We start from the raw sequence: 6,583 nt of genomic DNA, 5'->3' as shown, positions 1-6,583 counted from the left end.
CTGGAATTGGGTGTTGTGGTAACCTCAATTATCTACAGAATTTAAGGGGGTGGCAATTTTTTTGCTTATAAAGCCCTCTAATATAGGATTTAATAACCTATTTTTATATAAAGTTTTGACAATACGCAGATTTAGGGAGGAGTATTAAGATGAAATATGTTGATGCAAACGTCGTTCAAAAAAAGATGAGCAGTCGGGTACTGATCAACCAAATGGCTAAAGGACTATTTTTTCTTGCGACGATCTTTGGTTTGGTTGTGCTCGCTGTGTTGATTGCTCGTGTTCTTGCTGATGGCGCTAGTTGGATCAATCTTGACTTTCTCACAGGACGGCATTCATCAGACCCTGAAAAAGCTGGGATTATGGGGGCGTTGTTAGGGACGTTATGGCTCATGCTGGTTGTTACCCCAGTTACGATGTTTTTAGGCGTTGGGACAGCAATTTATCTCGAGTGTTATGCAAAAAAAGGACGACTGCAATCTTTGATTGAAACGAACATTTCCAATTTGGCGGGGGTACCTTCCATTGTTTTTGGGATATTAGGCCTTACGGTGTTTGTCCGCACAATGGATTTAGGAAGTGTCGTGCTCGCCGGTGGATTGACGATGTCCTTACTCGTTTTACCGATTGTGGTCGTGGCGAGTCAGGAAGCGATTCGGGCGATACCGTCCCATTTGAGTGAAGCATCTTTCGGCTTAGGGGCAACGAAGTGGCAAACGATTAAAAATATTATTCTACCAGCAGCATTACCAGGGATTTTAACAGGGGCTATTCTATCGCTTTCACGTGCGATTGGAGAAACAGCTCCGTTAATTGTTCTAGGCATCCCAGCTTTGCTTATTCCGTTTCCGGGCGGTTTGATGGACCGTTTTACGATTTTGCCTGTGCAAATTTACTATTGGACGATCGACTCAGCATTAGTGGCTGAATATGCCAACCTGGCAGCGGCAACCATCATCATCTTGCTTCTTGTCTTGTTCTTGCTCAATTCCACGGCAATCATCATTCGTAACAAGTTTCAAAAACGATATTAAGGTTTAGGGGGAACCGATTATGGCATTAACAGTGAAGGAAAAGAAGAATGTGGAGGTTGTTGTACCACAACCTCGTCAAAAGCATGTTATACAAGGGGAACCTACCGTTGCATATGAAACGCGGGATTTGAACCTATGGTACGGAAAGGATCATGCATTAAAAAATATCAACCTTTCGATCTATGAAAAAGAAGTGACCGCGATTATTGGTCCTTCAGGATGCGGAAAATCAACGTATCTTAAAACGTTAAATCGTATGGTTGAGCTCGTTCCTAGCGTGCGAATTTCTGGGAACATTTCGTATCGTGGCCGTAACATTCTTGATAAATCCTTTCAAGTGGAGGAGTTGCGCACTCGTGTAGGGATGGTGTTTCAGAAGCCCAATCCATTTCCAAAATCCATTTTTGATAATGTAGCCTATGGACCAAGAATTCACGGCATCCGCAACAAGAAAATTTTGAGTGAGATTGTCGAACGGAGCTTGCGCGGGGCTGCGATTTGGGATGAAGTAAAGGACCGTCTTCATGAAAATGCCTACGGTCTCTCTGGTGGTCAGCAGCAACGCCTTTGCATCGCCCGCTGTTTAGCGATCGAACCAGACGTGATTTTAATGGATGAGCCGACATCAGCCCTTGATCCGAAATCTACGTTAAAAATCGAAGAATTGATTCAAGAATTGAAAAAAGAGTATTCGATCATTATTGTGACCCACAATATGCAGCAGGCGGCTCGAATTTCAGACAAAACAGCATTCTTTTTAAACGGAGAAGTGGTCGAGTATGATAGTACGGATATTATTTTCTCCAATCCTTCTGATAAGAGAACGGAAGACTATATTACCGGACGTTTCGGGTAAGGAAGCGATAAAGCGTGTCAATGCGTAAATTTCATTCCCAATTGGATTATTTAAAGCAAGGAATCTTAATGATGGGCCATCAAGTGGAAACTGTTATCGAAGAGATGATGGTTGCCTTTCAAACCTTCGATCTTGAGCGGATGGACAGCATTATTGAAGGGGATGTGCGAATCAATCAGCTTGAACTTGACCTACACGATCAGGTCACCTTGCTTATTTCCAAACAACAGCCTGTGGCGACCGATTTACGAAAATTGATTGTCGCATTGAAAATTTCCGGTGATCTTGAACGAGTTGCAGACCTCGTCGTCGATATTGCCAAGCAATCGAGTCGGCTTAAATCAGACAGTCTACCCGACTATAAACAGCAATTAATTGACATGTTTCAGATTGCTCAAAGCATGATTCAACAAGCCCTAGTTGCTTATGAGAAATCTGATGTGCTTATGGCGCAAAAATTGGCGCTATTAGATGATAAAGTGGATACGATGTATGGTCAGTTTATTCGTGAGCTGTTCGCTCTGCCGAGAGAAAGTATCGAGATTGATCAGGTGACACAAATGGCTTTCGTTGGCCGTTATCTTGAGCGTATTGCCGACTATGCGACGAACGTATCAGAGTGGGTCGTCTATGAGGTGAATGGGAAACACTTTGATTTAAATTAGAGACTAAAAGCAAAACACGTCAAGCCGACGTGTTTTTTGCATGTAGAGAAAAGTGCTCTGTCCTAGTTGAAAGAGCGCTTGCTAGTGTTGAAAGCTCTAAGCCAATCGCGTGCGTACTGGCTACTTGCTCACTTTGTATGCTGCTTGTATGTATCATTTCCTCTGTGCTTGCTAACGTCTCTTGTGAGACGGTCATGAACTGTTGAAATGTTTCTTCGAGCTCAGGAATGATCCGTTCAATGGAGTGTAGATCTTCCTGAGTGCTTGTTAGACTCCAACCTACCTCGGAAATATCGGTCATTAACTTATCAAAGGCGTTTTTAGAATCAAAAGCAATTGTCAGGTGTGTCATCATTTTTTCAAGCACGTGTTTAAATTCTTCCGAGGCTTGCGTTGTGACCGTTTCTAGCGAAGCAATCGAGTGAGTGATTTGGTCTGTTGCTTGGGAGGATTGTTCTGCTAGCTTCCGAACCTCTGTGGCAACAACAGCAAAACCTTTGCCCGTATCTCCAGCTCGCGCCGCCTCTATAGATGCATTCAGCGCCAAGAGCTTCGTCTGTTCTGATATTCTTTGAATTAATTGTACGAGATCCGAAATCGAAAGGGCATGATCGCTTACATGATTCATCGTTTTTGTCAGTTGGTGAAAATCTTCTTTGCACGTATGGATCGTTTCAATCAGCTGCTGCATATTCGCTTCGCCTCCTTTAGCAGAGACATTCATTGCTGCTGCTTTTTGAAAAAGATGGTCCGTTTTGTTCACCATGTCCATGAGCTGATCACTCAAAATGTGAAATCTGTCTGCATTTTGTTCAGAACGGCTTGCAGTTTGCTCAGCTCCTTGTTGCACGAGCTGAATCGCTCGTACGACTTGGCTGTTAGATGCTAATGCCTCTTCTGACGAAGCCTCCAGTCTAGCGCCTGTTCGTTCAAGTTCGTGACTTGTTGTCTTTAACTCCTGTAACATTCGGGTCATTTGTGACATTAGAGCATGGTAACTTTCATAAAGAGAGATAAGCTCAGGAATCGTTGTGTCAGGAATGGTCTGTTTCTGTTCACCAAGTTGAGCGCGTTTCATTAATGTGCGTAAGGCCATCAATGGCTTTGTAATGGAGCGAACAAATAACAGAATTAGCAGACTAGCCATTAGACAACTAACAACTGCGATTACGAGAGAATACAAAGCCATTTGATTAATCTCGTGCATATATGTATCGGTAGGAACGGCTAAAAGATAAATTCCATCGATGGCCTCCATTTCTTGAAACGAGATTGTGTAGGAATCACCAGCAATCGTTGTATGAATTTGGCCACGGCCCATGTCAATGATTTGCTCCACAAGGGATTCGGGCCATGGTGCTGTTAGATGGTTCGGTTCAATAAAAGGATTGATTTCACCATGAACGATGGAAAAATAATCTGACGCGATCCCATCATCAAAAAGAGTTGCCTGTTGTGAACGGACGTTGCTCGTGAGCTGCTGCATAAAGTATTCTGGATCGCTAACATAAAGAAAGTGCAAATTTTCGGAAAGGTACTCCATTAACTCTGTTTCACGAACGAGTCGGTCTTCGATTGTCTTCATCGTCACATCCCTCGCTTGGAAATATGAACTAAGACCGACAATGCTAATTGAAAAAGTCATAACGGAGATAAAAAGAAGAAGGAGACGGAGGCGCAAGTTTAGTTTTTCCAAAATTGTTGTTGCCCATCTACTTCCTTTATGTTTGTTTGATAACGTTTGTTTCAAGCTGAGACCCCCAATTCATTGTACTGTCAAGCTTGATCATAACAATGAATTGTTAAGGGAATGTAAATGACGCATAAAAATACCTATAATTTTATCATTTAATGGTAATCATTTCGTGTTTATAGGTTTTTTTAATCGCGTCCATTGTTGTGCTGACAGTCATTGCAACAGCAGTTCTTTCCTGCCCAGTGGATATTAAGCGTAGCTCCACCGTCAAATGTAGCTTCTAACTTAAAGAAGTGAATATCGTCCTTTGATAACTGAAGCTGAGTTAGAACGTTTTGAACAGCTTGCATGTTACTCGTGCTCGGCAGCAATTGCAATGTTCCGATAAACGATTGGACTTTTTCAACTGCTTCTTGCCCCTTTATGGTCGGTTCGTTTGGGACGTTATAGGTGGCGTCTAGTACATTTTCACTCATTTCGTATTCAATGTCATATGTTGAGTAATCCTTTAAAACCATTTCAAGTTCGAAATCAATGATGCTAGGAGTTGCATAGCTAATCGATTGGTTCATTGAAATGAAAAAACAAGAGAAGCCTAAAAGTAAGACGAAAGATTTGAGCATCCACTTCATGAGGAAGCGCCTCCTTTTTCTTTGTTATCATCCTTTGTCCATACCGTTCCCCCTCTACTTGCCTTTATTCGTGTTCATAATTTGTGGATGACTGGGGCATGCTTTTATTGAACATACATAAAGGAGGTTAATGAAAATGTTGTCCAAGCGACTAGGTTTATTCCTCTCAATGATGTTATTAAGTGTCATGATCATTGCGTGTGGGCCACAGGCAGACCAGCCGGGAGCACCTGTAGAGGACGAAGAGATGATGGATGAGACCCCCGTAGATGAGACCGAACAAGAAGGGGAAGTAGGCGATGAAGGGGAGGTCACCAAGCTTGATTTAGAAATTGAGCTTGAAGATGATGAAGTCGTAGACATCGAATTTGAGGAAGAATGGGATGAGACGGAAGCCAAATACGTGGCAGCCGGAGAATCATTTAGAGGAGAAGAGGCTAGAGAGCGAATTGATGAATTGATCAATACGCTAGAGCTCACGCCAGATATGGAAGAAGATCAAGTAATTGATGCAGTCCTTGATTATTTCAATCTCGATCGAGAAAATGTCGTCGAATTTGACATGGAAGTTGCCTTTGCCGGACAAGATCGCTTAGAAATTGACCGGGATCAAGTGTAAAAAAGAATGAGACACTCTACGGTTCTTCATAGCCGTAGGGTTTTTTATTGGTTTTCGTTTACTTTAGACTCAGACATCTACTCAAGGCATTAGACGCAATCACCTTTTGTTCTAAAAGATGTGTCAGTCGGTAGTTCATTGTATTGACGGCATTTTAGTTTGTGTATCAGCATGGTCGGGATTCTTTTTTTCATCACAGTTGAATACTGAACGAAAAACGTTTTTAATGGAGGAAGAGGTTTGCTTTTGGGAGGAGTTTTTCAGCATGCGACAGACTGTAAAGGAAATTGTCGCCATCGGCATCGGTGGAGCGATCGGTACGAACTTTCGCTTTCTCCTCAACACGTGGATGTTAACAACTGGCTATCCGTATGGAACACTCATTGAAAATATAGTAGGCAGCTTTTTGCTTGGCTTTTTAACTTCTTGGTTTCTCGTCATTGTTCCTAAAGAATGGCTGAAGAAAGGACTGGGTGTCGGCTTGTGCGGAGGATTTACAACGATGTCAACGCTGGCGGCTGACTCGGTGTTGTTATACAGTCACCATCCGTTCAGTTTTCTTATATATGTGGCTGCGTCCTTATTTGGCGGAATCGGATTCGCGCTCTTAGGCTATTTGCTTGCTAGTAAGATTGCTACGAGACGGAAACGAGAGGTGGCAGGCTCATGAATCTCTTGATTGTGGCGATTGGTGGAGGCATCGGCGCTATTGCCCGTTATCTTGTCGGTCAATGGATGATGAAGCGGTTCCCAGACCCGCCTTTTCCTATAGCTATGCTTGTTGTCAATCTGCTTGGCTCATTCGGGTTAGGAGCTTTTTTCGGACTTTATTATCATGAACTGTTTGCTGCATCTTATGATGATATAGGGTATCTTTTCGGTGGAATTGGCTTTTTTGGTGCCTTTACTACGTATTCGACGTTTAGTGTGGAGGCGGTGCTACTCATAAGGGAGCGTGAGTGGAAGAAGCTTTTTTCCTATGTGTTGTTAAGCATTGTCGGTTCGATCGCCGCGTTCCTTCTCGGTTTTTATGGAACGAGTTCGTGGTGAGGGAGGTCACTCAATTGTGATCTCCCTTTTT

The 6,583-nt window shown here is 42.9% G+C and carries 8 protein-coding genes; 6 read left to right on the top strand and 2 right to left on the bottom strand.

Going from position 1 to position 6,583, the window contains the following annotated elements:
• The first annotated feature begins 149 nt into the window (after positions 1–149).
• From pstA to phoU, 3 genes are read left to right on the top strand one after another with little or no spacing between them, the layout of a single operon-like run.
• Positions 150–1,034: a phosphate ABC transporter permease PstA gene (gene pstA / locus E2L07_RS11895; RefSeq protein WP_053430604.1), complete on the top strand. Its 885-nt coding sequence runs from the start codon at positions 150–152 to the stop codon at positions 1,032–1,034.
• Positions 1,035–1,053: 19 nt separating this feature from the next.
• Positions 1,054–1,890: a phosphate ABC transporter ATP-binding protein PstB gene (pstB, locus tag E2L07_RS11890; protein WP_010899135.1), complete on the top strand. Its 837-nt coding sequence runs from the start codon at positions 1,054–1,056 to the stop codon at positions 1,888–1,890.
• 20 nt (positions 1,891–1,910) lie between these two features.
• Positions 1,911–2,555: a phosphate signaling complex protein PhoU gene (phoU, locus tag E2L07_RS11885; protein WP_041821728.1), complete on the top strand. Its 645-nt coding sequence runs from the start codon at positions 1,911–1,913 to the stop codon at positions 2,553–2,555.
• Between the two features lie 19 nt (positions 2,556–2,574).
• Here phoU and E2L07_RS11880 read toward each other — a convergent pair whose 3' ends face one another.
• Entirely contained in the window at positions 2,575–4,305 is a 1,731-nt protein-coding gene (locus E2L07_RS11880; protein WP_053430606.1) for a methyl-accepting chemotaxis protein, read from the bottom strand.
• Positions 4,306–4,436: 131 nt separating this feature from the next.
• On the bottom strand, positions 4,437–4,883 hold the full coding sequence (locus tag E2L07_RS11875) for a YusW family protein (RefSeq protein WP_053430607.1): 447 nt from the start codon (positions 4,881–4,883) through the stop codon (positions 4,437–4,439).
• Positions 4,884–5,019: 136 nt separating this feature from the next.
• On the opposite strand from E2L07_RS11875, the gene E2L07_RS11870 reads away from it, so the two are divergent.
• From E2L07_RS11870 to crcB, 3 genes are all read left to right on the top strand, one after another.
• Positions 5,020–5,502 carry a YusW family protein gene (locus tag E2L07_RS11870; RefSeq protein WP_053430608.1) on the top strand — a complete coding sequence of 161 codons (483 nt, stop codon included), beginning with the start codon at positions 5,020–5,022 and terminating at the stop codon, positions 5,500–5,502.
• A 265-nt stretch (positions 5,503–5,767) separates the two neighbouring features.
• Positions 5,768–6,172, top strand: coding sequence for a fluoride efflux transporter FluC (locus tag E2L07_RS11865; RefSeq protein ID WP_053430609.1), 405 nt, complete (start codon positions 5,768–5,770; stop codon positions 6,170–6,172).
• Complete coding sequence (crcB, locus tag E2L07_RS11860; protein WP_010899130.1) at positions 6,169–6,552, top strand: fluoride efflux transporter CrcB; 384 nt, start codon at positions 6,169–6,171, stop codon at positions 6,550–6,552. Before E2L07_RS11865 ends, crcB begins: the two co-directional genes overlap by 4 nt.
• Positions 6,553–6,583 lie beyond the last annotated feature (31 nt).

Source organism: Halalkalibacterium halodurans, assembly GCF_004376175.1.
GTDB lineage: Bacteria > Bacillota > Bacilli > Bacillales > Bacillaceae_D > Halalkalibacterium > Halalkalibacterium halodurans.
This window is presented reverse-complemented; position numbering and strand designations above follow the sequence as displayed.

Excerpts from the sequence above, each read along its gene's own strand:
- pstB (WP_010899135.1), top strand. The coding sequence starts at position 1,054 with ATGGCATTAACAGTGAAGGAAAAGAAGAATGTGGAGGTTGTTGTACCA.
- E2L07_RS11870 (WP_053430608.1), top strand. The coding sequence starts at position 5,020 with ATGTTGTCCAAGCGACTAGGTTTATTCCTCTCAATGATGTTATTAAGT.
- crcB (WP_010899130.1), top strand. The coding sequence starts at position 6,169 with ATGAATCTCTTGATTGTGGCGATTGGTGGAGGCATCGGCGCTATTGCC.
- pstA (WP_053430604.1), top strand. The coding sequence starts at position 150 with ATGAAATATGTTGATGCAAACGTCGTTCAAAAAAAGATGAGCAGTCGG.
- phoU (WP_041821728.1), top strand. The coding sequence starts at position 1,911 with ATGCGTAAATTTCATTCCCAATTGGATTATTTAAAGCAAGGAATCTTA.
- E2L07_RS11875 (WP_053430607.1), bottom strand. The coding sequence starts at position 4,883 with ATGAAGTGGATGCTCAAATCTTTCGTCTTACTTTTAGGCTTCTCTTGT.
- E2L07_RS11865 (WP_053430609.1), top strand. The coding sequence starts at position 5,768 with ATGCGACAGACTGTAAAGGAAATTGTCGCCATCGGCATCGGTGGAGCG.